Annotated in this window: 17 protein-coding genes; 1 reads left to right on the top strand and 16 read right to left on the bottom strand. The window is 74.8% G+C overall.

Translation table 11 applies throughout. From position 1 onward, the window contains the following. Nucleotides 1–8: 8 nt before the first annotated feature. The 8 genes from hppD to GA0070562_RS07870 form a co-directional block, all read right to left on the bottom strand. Nucleotides 9–1109, bottom strand: a complete 1101-nt coding sequence (gene hppD / locus GA0070562_RS07905; protein ID WP_091417770.1) for a 4-hydroxyphenylpyruvate dioxygenase — start codon at nucleotides 1107–1109, stop codon at nucleotides 9–11. A gap of 60 nt (nucleotides 1110–1169) precedes the next feature. Next, entirely contained in the window at nucleotides 1170–2432 is a 1263-nt protein-coding gene (locus tag GA0070562_RS07900) for a beta-ketoacyl-[acyl-carrier-protein] synthase family protein (protein WP_091417767.1), read from the bottom strand. Next, nucleotides 2429–4048, bottom strand: a complete 1620-nt coding sequence (locus GA0070562_RS07895) for a class I adenylate-forming enzyme family protein (RefSeq protein WP_091417763.1) — start codon at nucleotides 4046–4048, stop codon at nucleotides 2429–2431. The genes GA0070562_RS07900 and GA0070562_RS07895 overlap by 4 nt, the downstream gene beginning before the upstream one ends. Next, nucleotides 4045–4545 (bottom strand): beta-ketoacyl synthase chain length factor, encoded by a 501-nt coding sequence (locus GA0070562_RS07890; protein WP_091418464.1) that lies wholly within the window; start codon nucleotides 4543–4545, stop codon nucleotides 4045–4047. The genes GA0070562_RS07895 and GA0070562_RS07890 overlap by 4 nt, the downstream gene beginning before the upstream one ends. A gap of 110 nt (nucleotides 4546–4655) precedes the next feature. After that, nucleotides 4656–5786, bottom strand: a complete 1131-nt coding sequence (locus GA0070562_RS07885) for a beta-ketoacyl-[acyl-carrier-protein] synthase family protein (RefSeq protein ID WP_091417759.1) — start codon at nucleotides 5784–5786, stop codon at nucleotides 4656–4658. Beyond that, nucleotides 5779–6024: a hypothetical protein gene (locus GA0070562_RS07880; RefSeq protein ID WP_091417755.1), complete on the bottom strand. Its 246-nt coding sequence runs from the start codon at nucleotides 6022–6024 to the stop codon at nucleotides 5779–5781. The genes GA0070562_RS07885 and GA0070562_RS07880 overlap by 8 nt, the downstream gene beginning before the upstream one ends. Then, a complete protein-coding gene (locus tag GA0070562_RS07875) occupies nucleotides 6024–6287 on the bottom strand; it encodes an acyl carrier protein (RefSeq protein ID WP_091417749.1) in 264 nt (87 codons plus the stop codon). Before GA0070562_RS07875 ends, GA0070562_RS07880 begins: the two co-directional genes overlap by 1 nt. Before the next feature lie 172 nt (nucleotides 6288–6459). After that, entirely contained in the window at nucleotides 6460–7857 is a 1398-nt protein-coding gene (locus GA0070562_RS07870; protein ID WP_091418461.1) for a class I adenylate-forming enzyme family protein, read from the bottom strand. 259 nt (nucleotides 7858–8116) lie between these two features. Between GA0070562_RS07870 and GA0070562_RS07865 the strand changes: the two genes are divergently transcribed. Further along, nucleotides 8117–8554, top strand: coding sequence for a GNAT family N-acetyltransferase (locus GA0070562_RS07865; RefSeq protein ID WP_091417743.1), 438 nt, complete (start codon nucleotides 8117–8119; stop codon nucleotides 8552–8554). Nucleotides 8555–8572: 18 nt separating this feature from the next. Here the strand turns inward: GA0070562_RS07865 and GA0070562_RS07860 are convergent, their stop codons facing one another. From GA0070562_RS07860 to GA0070562_RS07825, 8 genes are read right to left on the bottom strand one after another with little or no spacing between them, the layout of a single operon-like run. Next, nucleotides 8573–9820 carry a beta-ketoacyl synthase N-terminal-like domain-containing protein gene (locus tag GA0070562_RS07860; RefSeq protein WP_091417737.1) on the bottom strand — a complete coding sequence of 416 codons (1248 nt, stop codon included), beginning with the start codon at nucleotides 9818–9820 and terminating at the stop codon, nucleotides 8573–8575. Nucleotides 9821–9875: 55 nt separating this feature from the next. After that, nucleotides 9876–11147 (bottom strand): beta-ketoacyl-[acyl-carrier-protein] synthase family protein, encoded by a 1272-nt coding sequence (locus GA0070562_RS07855; RefSeq protein ID WP_091417730.1) that lies wholly within the window; start codon nucleotides 11145–11147, stop codon nucleotides 9876–9878. Then, a complete protein-coding gene (locus GA0070562_RS07850; protein ID WP_018784080.1) occupies nucleotides 11144–11554 on the bottom strand; it encodes a cupin domain-containing protein in 411 nt (136 codons plus the stop codon). Before GA0070562_RS07850 ends, GA0070562_RS07855 begins: the two co-directional genes overlap by 4 nt. Then, nucleotides 11551–12258, bottom strand: coding sequence for an SRPBCC family protein (locus GA0070562_RS07845; protein WP_091417725.1), 708 nt, complete (start codon nucleotides 12256–12258; stop codon nucleotides 11551–11553). The genes GA0070562_RS07850 and GA0070562_RS07845 overlap by 4 nt, the downstream gene beginning before the upstream one ends. Then, nucleotides 12255–13817 (bottom strand): acetyl-CoA carboxylase biotin carboxylase subunit, encoded by a 1563-nt coding sequence (locus GA0070562_RS07840; protein WP_091417722.1) that lies wholly within the window; start codon nucleotides 13815–13817, stop codon nucleotides 12255–12257. Before GA0070562_RS07840 ends, GA0070562_RS07845 begins: the two co-directional genes overlap by 4 nt. Then, the gene (gene accB / locus GA0070562_RS07835) at nucleotides 13817–14302 is read right to left on the bottom strand and encodes an acetyl-CoA carboxylase biotin carboxyl carrier protein (RefSeq protein WP_091417718.1); all 486 of its coding nucleotides are present in this window, start codon (nucleotides 14300–14302) and stop codon (nucleotides 13817–13819) included. The genes GA0070562_RS07840 and accB overlap by 1 nt, the downstream gene beginning before the upstream one ends. Further along, nucleotides 14302–16026, bottom strand: coding sequence for an acetyl-CoA carboxylase carboxyltransferase subunit alpha (locus tag GA0070562_RS07830; protein ID WP_091417715.1), 1725 nt, complete (start codon nucleotides 16024–16026; stop codon nucleotides 14302–14304). The genes accB and GA0070562_RS07830 overlap by 1 nt, the downstream gene beginning before the upstream one ends. Then, nucleotides 16023–16370, bottom strand: coding sequence for a TcmI family type II polyketide cyclase (locus GA0070562_RS07825; RefSeq protein ID WP_091418459.1), 348 nt, complete (start codon nucleotides 16368–16370; stop codon nucleotides 16023–16025). The genes GA0070562_RS07830 and GA0070562_RS07825 overlap by 4 nt, the downstream gene beginning before the upstream one ends. Nucleotides 16371–16455: the final 85 nt, after the last annotated feature.

The raw sequence follows: 16455 nt of genomic DNA, 5'->3' as shown, positions 1-16455 counted from the left end.
GCGTTCACTCATGCGCTTACCCCTCCGGCCGCGACGCCGGGGGTCGCCCCCGCCGCGGCCAGCTCGCGTTCCTTCGCCTCGTAGAGCGCCTTGATGTTGCCGCTGCCGAAGGTGCGCGCCCCGCGCCGCTCGATGAGTTCGAGGAAGAGGGTGCGACGCACGTGCATCGACTCGGTGAAGATCTGCAGCAGCTGCCCGTCGTGGTCGGAGTCGACCAGGATGCTCAGCTCGCGCAGCCGGTCCACCGGCGCGTCCAGCCGGCCGACCCGCTGCTCCAGGCCGTCGTAGTACGCGCCGGGCGTGCTGGCGAACCGCACCCCGCGCCCGGCGAGCGCGCCGACGGCGGTGACGATGTCGTCGGTGCGCAGGCCCAGGTGCTGCACCCCGGCGCCGGCGTGCCAGCGCAGGAAGTCCTCGATCTGCCCCGGCCGGGCGCCGGTGTCCGGCTCCAGCAGCACGAAGGTGACCTTCCCGGACGGGCTCTGCACCACCTTGGAGTTCATCGCCTGGCCGGCGACCTCGATGTGCTCGGTGAAGATGTCGGCGAAGCCGAACACCTTCTCGTAGTGCGCGACCGTCTCGTCGAGCTGCCCCGGCGGCACGCAGATCGCCAGGTGGTCCACCTCGGCGAGCAGCGTGTCCGTCCCGTCGGGGGCGGTCACCGGCTCGATCGCGCCGGGCAGGAACACACCCGCGTCGCCGCGCCGCTCGACCAGGCGGTGCACCACGTCGCCGAAGCCGCCGACCTCGGCCACCACCACCTCGGCGTCCACCCCGGTGAAGGTGCGCGGCGGGCTCAGCGCCGTCGCGCCGCGGTCCACCAGCTCCGCGTACGCCCCGGCGACGTCGTCGACGGCGAGCGCCACCACGGCGATGCCGTCGCCGTGCCGGTGCACGTAGGTGGCCGCCGGGTGCTCGGCCGACAGGCCGGTGGTGAGCAGCAGCCGGATGCCGGCCTGGGCCAGCAGCAGCGACCGCTGCCCGTCCAGCCCGGTCTCCGGACCGCCCTGCCCGCACAGCCGGAAACCGACGGCGTTGTCGAAGTAGAAGGCCGCCTGCCGGGCGTCCCCCACGTACAGTTCGAGATGATCTATCCCGTTGATGGTCATGGGCTTCCCCTGTTCCCCCCGTGATCGCGACCCGGACGGACGCCCGGGACTGGAGTCCGGTCAGCCCGCGGCCGGGGTGGCGGCCCGGCGGGCCGGCCCGGAGAGCCGGCGCAGGAGCAGGCTGACGTTCTGGCCGCCGAACCCGAACGAGTTCGTCAGCGCGTGGCCGGCCCGGGTGGGACGGGGCACGGCGCGGACGTGGTCCGCCTCGCACTCCGGGTCCGGGTCGTCCAGGTGGTAGGTGGGTGGCAGCAGGCCACTGTCGAGAGCCAGCGCGGTGGCGGCGGCCTCCAGCACCCCGGACGCGCCGAGCAGGTGCCCGGTGAGCGCCTTGGTGGAGCTGACCGGCACGCCGCCGGTGCCGAACACCCCGGCCAGCGCGATCGTCTCGGCGACGTCACCGAGCTTGGTGCCGGTGCCGTGCGCGTTGACGTACCCGACGTCGGCCGGCTCGACCCCGCCTGCCGCCAGCGCCCGGCGCATGCACGCCGCCGCGCCGGCGCCGTCCGGCCGCGGCGCGGTCGGGTGGTACGCGTCGGTGTTCGCCCCGAAACCGGCGACCTCGGCGTAGCCGCGCACGCCCCGGCCGTCGGCGTGACCGGCGCGCTCCAGCACCAGCAGCGCCGCGCCCTCGGCCAGCACGAAGCCGTTGCGCCGCTTGTCGAACGGGCGGCTCGCCTCGGTCGGTTCGTCCCAGCCCCGGGCCAGCGCCCGCGCGTTGCCGAAGGTGTCGGCGAACGTGCCGAACAGCGGCGCCTCGCTCGCCCCGCACACCACCACGTCGGCTTCGCCCGCGCGGATGAGGCGTACCCCGTCGGCGACGGCCTGGGCGCCGGAGGCGCAGGCCGTGCCGACCGACGAGCTGTAGCCGCGGATGCCGTGCGCGATGGCGATCCGGGCCGAGGGCATGTTCGGCAGGATGCCGGTGAGCAGGTACGGGCTGACCGCCGCCCGGCCCCGGGCGGCGCGCGCCAGGACCTGGCCCTCCAGCGTGGACATGCCGCCCACACCGCCGACGATCACCGCGATGCGCTCCGGGTCGACGTCGCGGCCCACCTCGATGCCGGCGTCGGCGAGCGCCTCGGCGGCGGTGATCAGGGCGAGCAGCACCACCCGGTCGAGCACCTTCGTCTCCGGTCCGGAGGCGACGCTGCGCGGGTCGATGTCCGGCAGTACCCCGGCCACCTCCAGGCTGCCCGCGGCCGGGTGCCCCTCGGGTGGGCGACGCAGCCCGGACCGGCCGGTGAGCAGCGCGTCGAACGTGTCCGCCACGCCGCGCCCGGCCGGGGTGAACAGGCCCATGCCGGTGATGACGGCGCTCACGACGGCGTCTCGGTCAGGTAGCGCTCGCGCAGCGCCACCTTGCGCACCTTGCCGGTGACGGTGACCGGGATGTCGTCGGCGCGTACCGGGACGATCCGGCGCAGCGTGGCTGCCACGTCCGCGCCGAGCGCGGTACGGATCCGCTCGGCGCGGTCCGCCTCGGCGTCGGCGCCGGCGGCGAGCTCCAGCAGCACGTCGGTGGTGACGGTGCCGTCGTCCGCCTTGACGATCACCACGGTGCAGTCGGTGACGTCGGGGCAGGCGGCGAGGATGCGCTCCTCGGACAGCGCGGTGAAGAACCGTTTCCCGTCGCCGGCCTCGACCGAGTCGACCGCCCGGTCCAGGTGGTAGTAGCGGCCGTCGTCGTCGGCGTACACCAGGTCGCCGGTGAGGTACCAGCCGCGCAGCCGGAACCGGTAGGTGGTGACCGAGTCGTTCCAGTAGCCGCGGAACAGCGACGGCGAGTCGATGCCCAGCCAGCCGACCTGCCCGGGCGGCAGCTCGTTGCCCTCGGCGTCGAGCACGGCGACCTTGGCGAACCGGTACGGGCGGCCGACGCAGCGACCGTACCTGTCGGTGTCGGTGGTGTGGGTGATGTGGAACATCGAGTGGCCCATCTCGCTGGAGCCCAGGCCGTCGATGAACACCGAGCCGGGTACCCGGGTCACGCCGCCGCGGGTCACCACGTCCCTGGAGCCGACCGCGACCAGCCGCCGTACGTGCGGCTCGTGTGAGCAGTCGCCGGTGTTGAACCACAGCCGCACCGAGTCCAGGTCGTAGCCGGACAGGTCGAAACGGGCCAGCTCGGCCCAGGTGACCGAGAATCCGAACACGCCGTCCGGGCGCCACCGCTGGATCGCGTCGAGCACCCGCTCGCCGCCCTGCTCGGAGAGCAGGAACATCTCGGCCCGGTTGCCGAGCGCCTGGTTGACCATGAGCACCGTGGCCGTGTGCGGGGCGGGCAGCGCGTTGAGGATGCGCGTGGTGCCCTGCGCCTGCGGCATGGACAGCAGGTGGCGGGTGGCGGCGAACAGGCTGGCGTGCGAATGCAGCACCGCCTTCGGCACGCCCGTGGTGCCGGAGGTGTGGGTGATCACGATCGGGTCGTCCGGGTGGTGCCGGTAGTGCGCGGGCGCGGCGTCCGGGTCGCCGGTCCCGGCCTGTGCGGGTTCGCCGAGCATCGGCGCGCCCAGGTCGTGCCCGGCCAGCGCCTCGGCGTGCGCGGCGTCGGCGAGCACCCCGGCGGCGCGCAGCCGGCGGATGTACTCGGCGGCGATCTCGGGGCGCAGCCTGCCGTTCATCAGCGCCGGGATGGCGCCGAGGCGGGCCAGCGCCAGGAACGACAGCACCATGTCGGCTGCGGTGCCGGCCCAGACCGCCACCGGGTCACGTGGCTTCACCCCGCGCTCGTGCAGCCAGGCCGCCCGGGCGGCGACCATCCGGTCGAGCCGGCCCAGGGTGATCGGGGTCTCGGCCGGGTGGCCGTCGACCTCGGTGTCGAACGTGAGCCCCGGCCCGTCCGGATCGGCGCCGTGGGCCAGCACCCGGGTGAGCATGTTGCCCGCGCCCAGCTCCGCGTCGGCCGCGAGCGCGCCGCGCAGTCCCTTCGTCCTCATTGACGTGTTCCCTCCCCCAGCAGCACCGCGGTCGCCTCGCCCGGCGTGCCGTCCGGTGCCAGTTCGATCAGGATCAGCAACGCCTGTGCGGCGTCGCCGTCGTACAGCAGCAGGTCCGCCTCGGCCTCCCCCTCGGCCCGCGCGTCGCCGGTCGGGCTCAGGCACACCACCGGCCCGTCCAGTCCCCAGCGCGCCGCGACGTGCCCGGCCACGCTGTTCGGCACCGACTGGAAGAAGAACAGCGGCCCGATCCGCCCGCCGGCGGCCACTGTGGCGCGTACGTGCGCCGCCCCGGCGGTGTCCCCGCCCGCGCTGACCAGCACCACAGCCGTCCGGTTGCCCGGCGGCAGCGGCCCGGTGCCGTACCGCCGCGCGAGGCACCGCTGCGCCACCGCCGCCACCAGCGGATGGAACGGCGAGTGCACGAACCCCGGCACCCCCGCCGGGGCACTGCCCTCATCCCCCGCCTCGGGCCACCGAGCCTCCGCGAGCACCACCACCCCTGCGCGCGATCTTGCAGTTGCTGCCCCGGGCGCGGGCGTTGTGCCCGTTTCGCCGGGGCCATGAGTGCAAGATCGCGGAGGGCCGGGGTGGGGGGTGGGGGCGGTCATGAGGTGCTCACCAGGAGTGCGGTGTTGGCGCCGCCGAAGGCGGCGTTGAGGGTCAGGGCGTGTTCGGTGCGCGCCGGGCGGGGAGCGTCGCGGATGACGTCCAGCGGGCACTGCGGATCGGGGCCGAGCCAGCCGGCGGTGACCGGCAGCTTGCCGTGCCGCAGGGCCAGCACGGTGACCAGCAGTTCGAGCAACCCGGACGCCTCCAGCGCATGCCCGTGCACCGACTTGGTGGAGCTGACCGGCAGCCGCCCGGCGTCCTCACCGAAGACGCGGGTCAGCGCCGCCGACTCCGAGGCGTCGCTGAACGGGGTGCCGGTGGCGTTGGCGTTGACGTAGCCGACCGCGTCCGGTGGCAGCCCGCCCCGGCGCAGCGCCGCCTCGACCGCCCGTGCCAGCCCCAAACCCTCCGGGTGCGGCTGGCACGGGTGGTACGCGTCCCCCGCCCGGCCCCACCCGGCCACGGTCGCGAGCGTCTCGGCGCCCCGCCGGGCGGCCGCGCCCGCCGACTCCAGCACCACGGCGGCCACCCCGTCGCCCAGCAGCAGGCCCTTGCGGCCGGCGCTGAACGGGCGTACCGCGCCGTCGGCGGCGAGCGCCCGGCCGGCGTCGAACAGCGCGTACTGGTCCGGTTCGACCAGGTAACCGGCCGCGACCACGACCCGTTCCAGGTCGCCCCGGCGGATCAGCGCCGCCGCGTCGGCGACCGCGCTGCTCGCCGACACGCAGGCCGTGGTGTAGATCCGGGTACGCCCGCCGAGGCCGCACCGCGCGGCCAGGTGCCCGGCGAGCGCCGGCACCGTCGGCTCGTTGCACCCCTGAGGTACGGGCAGCGAGTACGGCCCGCCGTGGGTGGCCAGGAACAGGGCCGACTCCGCCCGCCCGGCCCGGTCCAGTCCGGCGGCCCGGGCGGCGGTGTCGATCGCGTCGGCCAGCTCGCCGGCGAGCGTGCCGACGTCCGGCGCTGTGGCCGCCACCGTCACCCGGCGGCCCGTGGTGTCGAAACGGCGCACCGGCGCGAACGCCGGGGTGCCGGTGAGCACCCCGGCCAGCAGCGCGTCGGCGCCCCTGCCGAGGGCGCTGAGCGCGTACGTGCCGGTGATCCGTACGGTCTCCCGCTCAGCCATCTGCGGGAGCGGTGAGAGAGCCACGGAACACGGCGAGCGCGTCGTCGACGGTGCGGACGCCGGCGAGCTGGTCGTCGCTCAGGTCCAGCCGGGTGTCGTAGCGCTGCTCGACCATGTGTACCAGCCAGGCCAGCTCCATCGAGCCGAGCCGGTCCGGCACCTGGTCGGCGGGGCTCGCGGTCAGTTCGGCGAGCATGCTCACCAGGTCAGCTCGCCCCAGGTCGGGCTGACCGGACATCAGGACTTGTCGCTGTTCGCGGCCACCCGGTCGGTGACCATCGTGGTGAACTCGCCGACCGTCATCAGCGCCAGCTTCTCCGACTCGTCGTCGGCGAACTTCAGGCCGTAGCGGTCCTCGACGCGGACCGCGAGGTCGGCCAGGGCCAGCGACTCCAGGTCGACGCCGGAGGGGCCGAGCGTGGTGTCGTCGTCGAGCTCCTCCACGTCGTAGTTCATGTCGGCGAGCTGTTCGACGACGAAGGTGCGGACCTCGTCTCGCATGGGTTCAGACCTCTTCTCCGTGGCTGACGGTGCCCGGTCGGGACACCGCGTGCGTGGGAACCGGCGGGGTCGGGCGCGCGGGTGGCGCGTTGCCCGGCCGGTCCGGGGCGGGATTCGGGGTGGGCCGGACGTCCGGTGGTCCGGTGGGCGTGCGGCTCGTACAGGGGGCCGGTCACGACGCCGCGTCCCGCAGCGCCGGGACCGACCGGACCAGCTTTCCGGTGGTGGTGCGGGGCATCTGGTCGAGCAGACGCAGCGTGCGGGGACGTTTGAAGCCGGCCAGCCGCTCGGCGATCAGCTTGTCGAGCGTCTCCTCGGTCAGCGAGCCGTCGGCCTGGACGTACGCGGTGATGCCGTCGTCCCAGACCACCACCGCGGCGGTGACGCCGGGCAGGCCGGCGACTGTGGCCTCCACCTCGGTCAGGTCGACCTTCAGGCCGCCCACCGACACCTGCGAGTCCAGCCGGCCCTTGACGGTGACCAGACCGGTGTCCGGGTCGACCACTCCGGCGTCGCGGGTGTGCAGCCAGCCGTCGGCCCACCGGGTCGGGTCGGCCGGCCCGACGTACGGGTTGGCCGGGCAGCTCACCCACAGCTCGCCGTCGCGCTCGCGTACCTCGATGCCGGGGGCGGGCGTGATCGCGGGGCGGTGCCGCCCGTACAGGTCGGTGCCGATGACGCCGACCTCGGTCATCCCGTACATGTTGCCCAGCGGCACCCCGTACCGGTCGGTGAACGCGTTCGCCACGGCCGCGGGCACCAGCTCGCCGCCGGTGGTCATGCGCCTGAGCTGCGGCAGCGGCCCGGCCGGCGTGGTGGAGGCGAGCATCCCGATGTGGAACGGGACGCCGAGCACCGTGGCCGGGGTGTCCTGGGCGGCGACGGCGGCGAGGATCGCGTCGCCGCTGAGCCGCTCCGGCGGGCACAGCTCGACTCCGGCGTGCAGCCCGTAGAGCAGACCGCCGACCAGGCCGAGCACGTGCACCATGCTGGGCAGCAGGATGATCCGCTCACCGGGCAGCGCGACACCGTCGATGCGGGTGTAGCGGTGCACCTCGGCGACCAGGTCGGCGGCGGTACGGCCGATCACCTTGGACGGTCCGGTGGAGCCGGAACTGAGCTGGATCACCGCATGCGGGCTGCCCGCCGGGCGGTCGGAGTACGCGCTGACCCCGGCGGTGACGTCGACGAAGATCCGCAGCGCGCCGCCGCCGGAGCGGACCGGGGCGACCACCACCTGCGGGCCGAGCCGGCGCAGCGCCTGGTCGACCTCGTGGTCGGTGAGCCGGTGGTCGAGCAGCACCGCCTGGGCGCCGGTACGCCAGGTGGCGAGCAGGTGGGCCACGTACGCCAGCGAGGGCGGCAGGCGCAGCGCGGCGGCGCCTCCGGCGCGCAGGCCGGCCTCGGCGAGCCGGTCCTGGGCCTCGCCGACGAGCCGGCGCAGCGTGCCCTTGTCGACCGGTTCGGGCAGGCGCAGGCAGACGTCGGTGTCGCGGCCGGTGAACAGGATGTCGTCCACCCAGTCCACCGTCGTCGAGGCGGGATCTTCCGCCACGGGATGTGCAGTCACGACCAGCCACCGTTCCACTGAGGAACTGGGCGGATCCGCCCAGCGGGTACGTCGTTCGGGGTATGGCGGAACCCTACGACGCCCCTCTTCCGCATCGCCAGATGCAAATGGCTAGATCCAAAACAGCGGCTGGGTGGATTGCTCAGGCTCGATCGGACAGGCAGGATCGGGGCCACGCCGGCAAGGTAGTCCGCCGGCCGCCGGATGCTGTGCGCGCACGGAACCTCGCGCGGACGGCGGGGGCGGCTACGCTCACGGCATGTTCCGTGCGGCCCGGCCCGACGACTTCCCGCAGGTCATCCGCCTCTACCGGCAGCTGAACCCGGACGACCCACACCTGAGCGACGGCTCCGACGAGCGGGCCTTCGCGCGGATCCTGGCGACCGAGGGGCTGCACCTGTTCGTGCTCGACCTGGACGGCGCGGTCGTCGCCACCACGTATCTCAACGTGATCCCCAACCTGAGCCGGTCCGCGTCGCCCTACGCGGTCATCGAGAACGTGGTGGTGGACGAGTCGCGGCGCGGCACCGGCCTGGGCAGGGAGATCATGGCCGGCACGCTCCGGGCCGCCTGGGACGCGGGCTGCTACAAGGCGATGCTCATGACCGGGTCGCGCTCGCCCGCGACCCACGCCTTCTACCTGGCCTGCGGGTTCTCCGGCGACGCGAAGACCGCGTACCTGGCCCGGCCGTCGTGACGCGGCAGGGCGGCCCGGTCAGCGCTCGCCCGCCGGTGGGGGCGCGGCGCCGCGCAGCACCAGCGCGCTGTTGAAGCCGTCGAAGCCGCGCGCGCCGACCAGCGCGATCCGGCTGCGCGGCGGGCGGGGCTGCCGCAGGAACGTCAGCTCGCAGCCGGGCGCCGGCTCGTCCGGGCCGGCCGAGGCGGGCAGCATCCCACGGCGGAACGCCAGGAGCGCGGTGGCCGCGTCCAGCGCCGACCCGCCCTGGTGCGCCCGCCCGGTCAGCGGCTTCTGGGTGGTCACCGGCGGCGTCCGGTCGCCGAACACGGCGCGCAGCGCCGCCGCCTCGGCCCGGTCGTACGCGGGCACGCCGAGCGCGTCCGGCCAGATCACGTCCACGTCGTGCGGGCGTACCCCGGCGCGCTCCAGCGCGAGCCGCAGCGCGCGGGCGTAGTGGACCGGGTCGGGGCCGGTGGCCGGGTCGGTGGGCGCGGCGTCGTGGGTGGCGGCCCAGCCGGTGATCTCCCCGTAGACGCGGGCGCCCCGGGCCAGCGCGTGGCCGAGCTCCTCCACCACGAAGACCGCGCCGCCCTCGGCCGGCACGTAACCGCTGGCCGCGACGTCGAACGGCCGGTACGCCCGCTCCGGGTCGGACACGTCGCTGAGCAGGCCGGAGCGGAGCTGGCAGGCGAGCGCGTACGGGCTCAGCGGGCACTCGGTCGCCCCGGCGATCACCACCGGCGTGCCCCGGCGGATGGTGCGTACCGCGTGCGCCAGGCTGTCCAGCCCACCGGCCGACTCGGACACGGTCACCCCGGACGGCCCCTTGAACTGGTGGCGGATCGACAGCTGCCCCACGCTCGCGGCGTAGAACCAGGCGATCGACTGGTACGCCCCGACGGTGCGGCTCGGCCCGCCCCAGAGCCGTTGCAGCTCCCGCTGCCCGAACAGGTTGCCGCCCGACGAGCTGGCGAGCGTGACCGCCCACTTGTACGGGTCGGGCGACACCTCGGGCAGCCCGGCGTCGGCGAGCGCCAGCTTGGTGGCGGCGAAGCCGAGGTGGCTCCACCTGTCGGTCTGCACCCGCTGCCGGGTGTCGCTGGACCCGGCCGGGTCGAAGCCGGCCACCTCCCCGGCCACCCGGGTCGGGTAGCGCTGCGGGTCGAACAGCGTGATCGGCCCGATGCGGCGGGTGCCGGTGAGCACGGTGTCCCAGTGCGCCTCGGCGCCGACGCCGCTGGGCGCCACCACGCCGATGCCCGTCACGACGGCCCGCGCGGTCACGGTGCCGTCCTTGTTCGCGACTGCGGGGCTCGCAAACCCGGCTCACTCCTCGCGCTCATAGCGGCGTCACCGCCAGCCGGCGGAACACCATGGCCGACTGGAAGCCGCCGAAGCCGCTGCCCACCGACAGCGCCACGTCCACCGGCACCTCCCGGGCCTCGTTCGGCACGTAGTCCAGGTCGCACTCCGGGTCGCGGGTGGTCCAGTTGGCGGTGGGCGGGACCACGCCGTACTCGATGGCGAGCGCGCAGGCGGCCATCTCGATCGAGCCGATGGCGCCGAGCGAGTGGCCGACCATCGACTTGATCGAGCTGATCGGCACCCGGTAGGCCGTCTCCCCCAGCGCCCGCTTGAACGCGGCCGTCTCGTGCCTGTCGTTCTGCCGGGTGCCGGACCCGTGCGCGCTGACGTACGACACGGTCGACGGTGCGAGCCGCGCCTGCCGCAGCGCGTCGCTGATCGCCACCGCCATCTCCGCGCCGTCCGGGCGCAGCCCGGTCATGTGGAAACCGTTGCTGCGGCTGGCGTACCCGGCGACCTCGCAGTAGACGTGCGCGCCCCGGCGGCGGGCGTGCTCGGCCTCCTCCAGCACCAGCACCGCGGCTCCCTCGGCGAGGACGAACCCGTGCCGGTCGGCGTCGAACGGCCGGGACGCGTGCTCCGGGTCGTCGTTGTCCGGGCTGGTCGCGCCGATCGCGTCGAACGAGGCGACGGTGACCGGGGAGATCGGCGAGTCGGCGGCGCCCGCGAGCACCACGTCGGCCTCGCCGTCGGCGACGAGCTGGTGGGCGTACCCGATCGCGTCGATGCCGGAGGTGCAGCCGGTGGAGATGACCTGCGCCGGGCCGTGCAGGCCGTGCCGGCAGGCCACGTCGGCGGCCAGGCTGCTGGGCACCAGCGCCTGGTAGAGGTACGGCCCGCCGAGCGCGTGGTCGACCAGCCAGTGCCGGCCGGAGTCGCTGACCCGCACGTACTCCTGCTCCAGCGCCATGGTCCCGCCGACGGCGGTGCCGAGCACCACCCCGGCGCGTTCCCGCTGCGCGTCGGTGAGGGTGAGGCCGCTGTCCGCGAGCGCCTCGGCCGAGCAGGCGAGCGCGAACTGCACGTACCGGTCGGCGCGCTGCCGTTCGGCGAGCGTGATCCCGGCGGCGTCCGGGTCGAAGTCGCACTCGGCGGCGATCTGCGACCGGAACGGCGACGGGTCGAAGAAGCTGATCCGCCGTGTCGCGGTGCGCCCCTCGGTGATCGTCTTCCAGAAGCGGTCCCGGGTGGCGCCGCCGGGTGCGACGACGCCGATGCCGGTGACCACTGTGCGCCGGCCGGTCACGACGGCTCCCGTGGCGGCGGCGCCGCGCTCTCGGTGTCGACGTGGCCGAGTTCCGGGCGCGGTGCGAGCGGTCCGAGGTGGAACACCACCTCGGCGGGCTCGTCGCCGGTGTTGCGCAGCCGGTGTCGCACGTCCTTGGGTACGTAGAGCGCCTCCCCGGCCGCGACCGGCACCGGCACGTCGTCCAGGTCGACGGTGATCGCGCCGCGGGCGACGTAGAGGAACTCCTCGCTGTACGGGTGGTAGTGCTCGGCGATCCGCTCCCCCGGCGCCAGCGTGGCGACGCCCATGAAACCGGATGTGCTGCCGACTGTCTTCGGGCCGAGCAGCACCCGCAGTTCCCCGCCGCGGCGGCGGTCGGCGGGTACGTCGTGGACGGAGACCCGGGCGGTGGTGGTGTCGGTCATCGCGCGCCTCCCGCGTGCGCCCGCTCGATCTTCTCCTTGATCACGGCGAGCTGGATCGTGCTGTTGGTGTTGATCCGGTCGGTCATGCCGGCGTTGTCGACAGGTGCGTCCGGTTTCATCGCGAAGTCCTGCGTCCAGGTCATCCGGGTGCCGCCGGGCGTCTCGTCGTAGCGCCAGTGGATGCGCATGTACTCGAACGGGCCGGTCTCGACGCGCCGGGCGTGCACCTCGCGGGTGGCCGGGTCGGCGGTGCGCTCGCTGACCCAGCTCCACGACACACCGTTCTCGTCGGGATGCATGGTGAGCCGGAAGCGCACGGTGTCGCCGTCGCGGTGCAGGATCTCCGCCACCGCGTACTCGGTGAACAGGTCCGGCCACCGGGCCACGTCGTTGGTGATCTCCCAGACCAGCGGCAGCGGCGCGGCGATCTCCACGGCGTTCTCGGTGTGCCCGGGCGGGTCCGCCTTGCGGGCCACCAGGTCGGCGACGCCGGCGATGCTGAGCTGCCCGGCCTGTTCGGGGATCTTCACCCGCCACCTGTCGGCCACCACCGCTGACAGTTCCAGCAGTGCCAGCGAGTCCATGCCCAGCTCCTCCAGGCTCGCGGCCGGCGCCTCGGCGGCGGCGTCCGGGTCCAGGCCGCAGTGCGTGACCAGGATGTCGGTGATCTCGCGGGCGAGCGGGCGGTCGGGGGCGACGGTCATCGGTTCCTCCAGGTGGTCGGGCCGGCGGCGGGCACGGCGCTGACGGGGGTACGGCCGCCCGGCTCGGCGCGCGGGTCGGGCACGACGGCCCGCGCCGGGGACGCCTCGGCCGCGCCGTCGGCGGGCGGGGCGTCGGCCGGCGTGGCTTCGTCGGTCGGCAGGGCTTCGTCGGTCGGCGTGGCGTCGTCGGTCGGCGGGGCTTCGTCGGCGGGCGGGGCTTGCAGGCGTTCCACCAGGGCGGTGGTGTGCCGGGCGGCCCGGAATGCGGGGTCGCGCAGCACCCGCCGGGCGAACGGGATGGTGGTACGTACGCCGGGGCCCGCCACGTCGAACTCGGCCAGCGCCCGGTCGAGCCGGTCCAGCGCGGCGTCCCGGTCCGGCGCCCATACCGCCACCTTTGCCAGCAGCGAGTCGTAGTGCGGGCTGACCAGGTAACCGACGTGGCCGTGGGTGTCGACCCGGGTGAACGGGCCGCCCGGCGGGCGGAACCGGTCCAGCCGGCCGGGCGCGGGCGCGAAGTCGCGATCCGGGTCCTCCACGTTGACCCGGCACTCGATCGCCACGCCGTCCAGGCGTACGTCGGACTGCCGCAGCCGCAGCGGGGTGCCGAAGGCCACGTGCAGCTGTTCCTGCACGAGGTCGATGCCGGTGACCATCTCGGTGACCGGGTGTTCCACCTGGATCCGGCAGTTGATCTCCAGGAAGTGGCAACGTTCGGCCTCGTCGACCAGGAACTCCACGGTTCCGGCGCCCGTGAAGCCGACCGACAGCGCGCCGCGCAGCGCCACCTCGGCGACGGTGTCCAGGGTGGCCTGCCGCAGAGCGGGCGCGGGCGCCTCCTCGATCAGCTTCTGGTGGCGGCGCTGCACCGAGCAGTCCCGGGTGCCCAGGTGCACGCCGTTGCCGTGGCCGTCGCAGAGCACCTGCACCTCGACGTGGCGCGCGTCGGCGAGGTACCGCTCGACGTACACCCGGTCGTCGCCGAACGCGACCTGGGCGGCGGCGCGGGTCCTGGCGTACGCGCGGGGCAGCTCGGCGGCCGTGCGCACCACCGTCATGCCGCGCCCGCCACCGCCCGCCGCGGCCTTCACGATGACCGGGTAGCCCACCTCGGCGGCCACCTCCTGCGCCTCGCCGACGGTGGGCAGCGTCCGTACGCTGCCCGGCGGCAGCGGCAGCCCGGCCTTGCTCATCAGCGCCCGGGCCGTCGACTTGTCCGCGAGCGCGGCCATCACCTGCGGCGGCGGGCCGACGAAGACCAGCCCGTTCTCGGCGCAGATCTCGGCGAAGTCGGCGTCCTCGGACAGGAATCCGTAACCGGGGTGGACCGCCTGCGCGCCGGTCTGCCGGGCGGCCTCCACGATCGCTGCGGCGTTGAGGTAGCTGCGGCGGCTGGCCGCCGGGCCGATCCGTACCGCCTCGTCGGCCAGCCGCACCGGCAGCGAGTCGGCGTCGGCGCTGGAGTGCACCACCACCGTGCGCACGCCGAGTTCCCGGCAGGCGCGCAGCACCCGCAGCGCGATCTCGCCCCGGTTGGCGATCAGCACCTTGTCGAACATCAGGAGTCCTGTCCGGTGACCGGTTCCAGGGCGATCAGCGGCTGGTCGTACTCGACGGGCTTGCCGTCGTCGACGAGCACCTCGACCACCCGTCCGGCCTGGCCGGAGGTCACCTCGTTCATCAGCTTCATGGCCTCGACAATGCCGACCACCTGGCCCGGCCGGACCAGGTCGCCGACCGCGACGAACGGCATCGCCCCGGGCTCGGGAGCGCGGTAGAACGTGCCGACCACCGGTGAGCGCACGGCCGGCCGGTCGGCCACCGGCGCCACGCGTGCGGCGGGTTCGGCGGCCCGGGCGGGGAGCGCCCCGGCCGGTTCGGCGGCGCGCTGCGCGGGTGCCGCCGGGTCGTGCCACTCGACCTCCAGCACCGACTCGCCGCTGCGCAGCCGCACCCGGCGTACCGGCCCGGCCAGGTCGGCGACGAGCTTGCGGGCCTGCCGGCGCAGCCCGTCCAGCACCTGCTCGGCCTCGGCGTCGGCCATCACGCCACCTCCGCCCGACCCGCCGCGGGTGCGGCCGGGGACGGGCCGGCGGCGGCCGAGCGGGCCGCGCCGAAGCGGCGGAACCGCTGCCGGCGGCGGCGGACCAGGGTGGCCGGAGGGACGGTGAGCAGCGGGGCGAGGTTCGCCGCGACCGCCCGGCGCAGCAGCTCGGCCGCGCCGCCCGGGTCGGCGTGCGCGGCCGGGCGCGGCTCCGGCACCAGCTCGTCGACCACGCCGAGGCGGCACAGGTCGGCGCCGGTGAGCCGCAGCGCGCGGGCCGCCTGCGGGGCGGCCGAGCTGTCCGGCCAGAGGATCGCGGCGCAGCCCTCCGGGCTGATCACCGAGTAGACGGCGTGTTCCAGCATGAGCACCCGGTCGGCGACCGCGAGCGCGAGCGCGCCGCCGCTGCCGCCCTCCCCGGTGACCACCGCCACCACCGGCGTGGGCAGCACGGTGAGCGCGAGGATGTTCTCCGCGATCGCCGCCGCCTGGCCCTGCTGCTCGGCGTTCACCCCCGGGTCGGCTCCGGGCGTGTCCACGAGCGTCACCACCGGCAGCCGCAGCCGTGCCGCGAGACGCATCAGCCGCAGCGCCTTGCGGTGCCCGGCCGGGCTGGCCATGCCGAAGTTGCGCGTCACCAGTTCGGCGGTGGTGTGTCCCTTCTGGTGGCCGATCACCATCACCGGCCGGCCGTCGAGGCGGGCGATGCCGCCGACGACCGCCGGGCAGTCCGCGCCGAGCCGGTCGCCGTGCAGCTCCACGAACCCGTCGAACGCGGTCTCCAGGTAGTCCAGTGTGGTCGGCCGGCCCGGGTGCCGCGCCGTGCGTACCGTCTCCCAGGGGTCGCGGTCCGGACGCGCGGTCGCGGTCGGCACGGTGGCCGGCCCGCGCGGGGCGGGCGGGGTCTCCGGCGCGCGTCGGCCCGCCTCGGCGGCGGCGAGCAGCGCGGCGAGCCGGCCCCGCAACGCGTGCCGGGGCACCACCATGTCGACCTGGCCGTGCCGCAGCAGGTACTCCGCGGTCTGGAAGCCCTCCGGCAGCTTCGCGCCGGTGACCTGGCGGATCACCCGCGGCCCGGCGAAACCCAGCCGGGCGCCGCTCTCGGCGAGCACCAGGTCGGTGTTGGTCGCGAAGGAGGCGGCCACCCCGCCGTACGTGGGATCGGTGACCACGCTGACCGTGAGCAGGCCCGCCTCCCGCATCCCGGCGAGCGCCTGGCTGACGGTGGCCATCTGCATCAGCGACAGCGCGCCCTCCTGCATCCGCGCGCCGCCGGACGCGGTCACCAGCACCAGCGGGATGCCGTCGGCGAGCGCCCGCTCGGCGGTCCGGGTGATCAGCTCACCGACCGCGCAGCCGAGACTGCCGCCGAGGAAGCGGAAGTCCATCACCGCCAGCGCGACCGGGTGTCCGCCCAGCCGGGCGGTGCCGCAGAGCACCGCCTCGTCCAGGCCGGTCGCCGCGCGGGCCGCGCCGAGCCGGTGCGGGTACGGCAACTCGTCGACGAACTCGATCGGGTCGACGCGTACCGCCCGGTCCGGCAGCGGGACGAACGATTCCGGGTCGGCCAGCTGCGCCACCCGGTCCGGCGCGTCCAGCCGGGCGTGCGAGCCGCACTCCGGGCAGACGTCCAGGTTGCGGCGCAGCCGCTTGCGGTAGAGCAGCGACGCGCACCCGTCGCACCTCGACCAGAGCTGCTCGTCGCGCGGTGCGGTCGTGGTCACCGTGGCCGCCCGGCGATGTCGTGGGCCGGCGCGTCGTAGCGGTAGAAGCAGTGCGCCATCGCGTCGCGCGGCGAACGCCAGGTCGGCAGGTACGGCGAGATGTACGGCCGCAGCCGCTCGCTGATCCGGACGAACTCCGGATGCCCGCGGTTGTCCTCCACCGCGCCCTGCGCCGGTGTCTCCGTCTCCAGCAGATGGACGTAGAGGTCGTGCAGCCGGTACAGCGAGCGGTGCCGGACCCCGACCAGGCCGGGCAGCTCGGTCGCGTCGGACTCGGCGAAGATCTCGGCCACCCGGTCCTCGGCCGTCGGCACCACCTTGGCGACGATGAGCGAACGGTCCATTCGCGCCTCCTGCACGTCCCGGTGCGCGGCGAACCAGTCGCGCCGCACGGATCGCCACACGGTCGCGCCGGCGGCGTCTACCGGG

This window comes from Micromonospora tulbaghiae (assembly GCF_900091605.1).
GTDB classification, from domain to species: domain Bacteria; phylum Actinomycetota; class Actinomycetes; order Mycobacteriales; family Micromonosporaceae; genus Micromonospora; species Micromonospora tulbaghiae.
Note: the sequence above shows the minus strand (reverse complement) of the source record. Positions and strands in the feature narration are given on the sequence as shown.